At 57.4% G+C, this 2,096-nt stretch carries 2 protein-coding genes; one reads left to right on the top strand and one right to left on the bottom strand.

Features of this window, described 5'->3' with window-relative positions; translation table 11 throughout:
* Positions 1-34: 34 nt before the first annotated feature.
* The gene (locus tag ACRER8_RS16195) at positions 35-364 is read right to left on the bottom strand and encodes a hypothetical protein (RefSeq protein WP_431747244.1); all 330 of its coding nucleotides are present in this window, start codon (positions 362-364) and stop codon (positions 35-37) included.
* A 683-nt stretch (positions 365-1,047) separates the two neighbouring features.
* Here ACRER8_RS16195 and ACRER8_RS16190 point away from each other — a divergent pair.
* On the top strand, positions 1,048-2,016 hold the full coding sequence (locus ACRER8_RS16190) for a threo-3-hydroxy-L-aspartate ammonia-lyase (RefSeq protein ID WP_431747243.1): 969 nt from the start codon (positions 1,048-1,050) through the stop codon (positions 2,014-2,016).
* Positions 2,017-2,096: the final 80 nt, after the last annotated feature.

The following is a 2,096-nucleotide window of genomic DNA, read 5'->3' as shown; positions in this document are numbered from 1 at the left end:
GGAAAATCCTGTGGTCAGCGGCGTAATGTGTTGCTTAGCAAAGTTTATCGATCACCCGCACGCCTGGCTGATTGCGCGCGCTGCCCCATTCACTGCTCAGGGTATCGAGCACCTGACCCAGGAACTGCTTGTCGGCCGCTGCCTTCTTGCCGACGTAGCCGTGGCCTTTGCGGTACATCTTCAGCCGCGCACGCATGTGCGGATGTTGTTCGGCGAACTCTTGCTCCTCGGTGAACGCACCCAGTCCGTCCATATGTACATCACCTTTCTCACAAACCCAGAGAATGTGGCTATCGAGGGAGTCCTTCTGCGCCGCGAACAGTCGAGCCAATTGATCAATGGTAGGTTGATTGTTCAGATTCATGGTTGGATGCCCCTTTTTGCCCATTTGTTTAGCTAACTGGTTAGTTCAAACGTAATGGCGAATCGTCCGTCGATCCGCAGTCCTTTCACACGCTGACAAACAAGGTCCGTCGATACATCGATAAGCAGAGTCGGAGCCGTTTCCGGGCTGGCAGGATGTAGTGTCGATGAGTAGCTGCCACGGATTGATGCGAAACGAAGGGGAGAAACAGCGGACGTCGTGAGGACACTGGCGACTTTCGTGGTCGGCCACAAGTGTCATGAGGACGTTTCGCCAGCGCTCGGCCTATGGTCGATCCTGCCGGTTCAGCTTCATCAATCTGCCTTGTGGGCAGCACACATCCAGAGGTTGTTCGACGGCTTTGTCGAGCGGGCCCGGAATACTTTTGCCAGCTCTCCCGATCGGGGAGACGGTTGCACTATGCAATTGCCAAACAGCTTCGTCAATCGTTTTGTAGTGATTATTTTTTCTGACTACATTTTTTGTAGTTCCAATACATAAAGGTCGATCCGTGACTACAAAGTCAGTGTTTTCGGGCGCTGCAGCGGCGTGCTGATTCAATAGGGCGCCAACCGCCCTCGTCGAACCTGATGCAAAAGAGCAGACGATCGCGCGATCTGGTAGAACGTCCGGGGAATCCCTGCTTCGCCAATGAGGCGTGTTTGAAACCATTGAGGTTAATTATGCAACCGCTCGTACTCCCCACTTATGACGATGTCATCGCTGCGGCCAAGCGTATCGAAGGCCACGCTCACAGGACCCCGGTTCTGACTTCACGCACCATAGATCGTGAGCTTGGCGCGGAAGTGTTTTTCAAGTGCGAGAATTTCCAGCGCATGGGGGCGTTCAAGTTTCGTGGCGCCTTCAACGCGCTGTCGAAATTTGATGCCAGTCAGCGCAAGCACGGCGTAGTGGCGTTCTCATCGGGCAACCACGCTCAGGGGATAGCGCTCTCGGCGCAACTGCTGGGCATCCCCGCGACCATCGTCATGCCCCACGATGCGCCAGCCGCCAAGCTGGCAGCCACAAGGGAATACGGCGCGACGGTGGTGGTCTACGATCGCTACAAGGAGGACCGCGAAGCCATTGGTCGTCAGTTGGCCGAGAAGCAGGGCCTGACGCTGATTCCGCCGTACGATCATCCGGACATCCTCGCCGGGCAGGGCACCGCGGCGAAAGAGCTGTTCGAAGAGGTCGGCGCGCTGGACGCTCTGTTCGTGTGCCTGGGTGGCGGCGGTTTGCTCAGCGGTTCGGCGCTCGCAACCCGCGCTCTGGCACCCGACTGCAAGCTGTACGGCGTAGAACCCAAAGCGGGCAACGATGGTCAGCAGTCGCTGCGCAGTGGCAGCATCGTCAAGATCGACACGCCAAAAACCATCGCCGACGGTGCGCAGACTCAATACCTTGGCAATTACACCTTTGGCATCATCAAGCGCGACGTCGACGATATTCTTGTTGCCAGCGATGCGCAGTTGGTGGAGGCGATGCGCTTTTTCGCCGAGCGCATGAAGATGGTGGTCGAGCCAACAGGCTGCCTGGGATTCGCAGCGGCTCGGGAGATGGCCACCGAGTTGAAGGGGAAGCGGGTGGGCGTGATCATCAGCGGCGGGAATATCGATTTGAACACCTATGCGCAGTTGTTGGCGCGATAAGGCCGGATCCCGATCTATTCGAGCAACGCCCTATAGCCGCACGGCTTGCCGGCGGTAGCGATCCACAAGACGCTACCGCC

Source organism: Pseudomonas sp. (assembly GCF_050739935.1).
In the GTDB taxonomy this organism is placed as follows: Bacteria; Pseudomonadota; Gammaproteobacteria; order Pseudomonadales; family Pseudomonadaceae; genus Aquipseudomonas.
Note: the sequence above shows the minus strand (reverse complement) of the source record. Positions and strands in the feature narration are given on the sequence as shown.

Bases quoted from the DNA above. Each gene is read 5' to 3' on its own strand.
- ACRER8_RS16195 (WP_431747244.1), bottom strand. From the start codon at position 364: ATGAATCTGAACAATCAACCTACCATTGATCAATTGGCTCGACTGTTC.
- ACRER8_RS16190 (WP_431747243.1), top strand. From the start codon at position 1,048: ATGCAACCGCTCGTACTCCCCACTTATGACGATGTCATCGCTGCGGCC.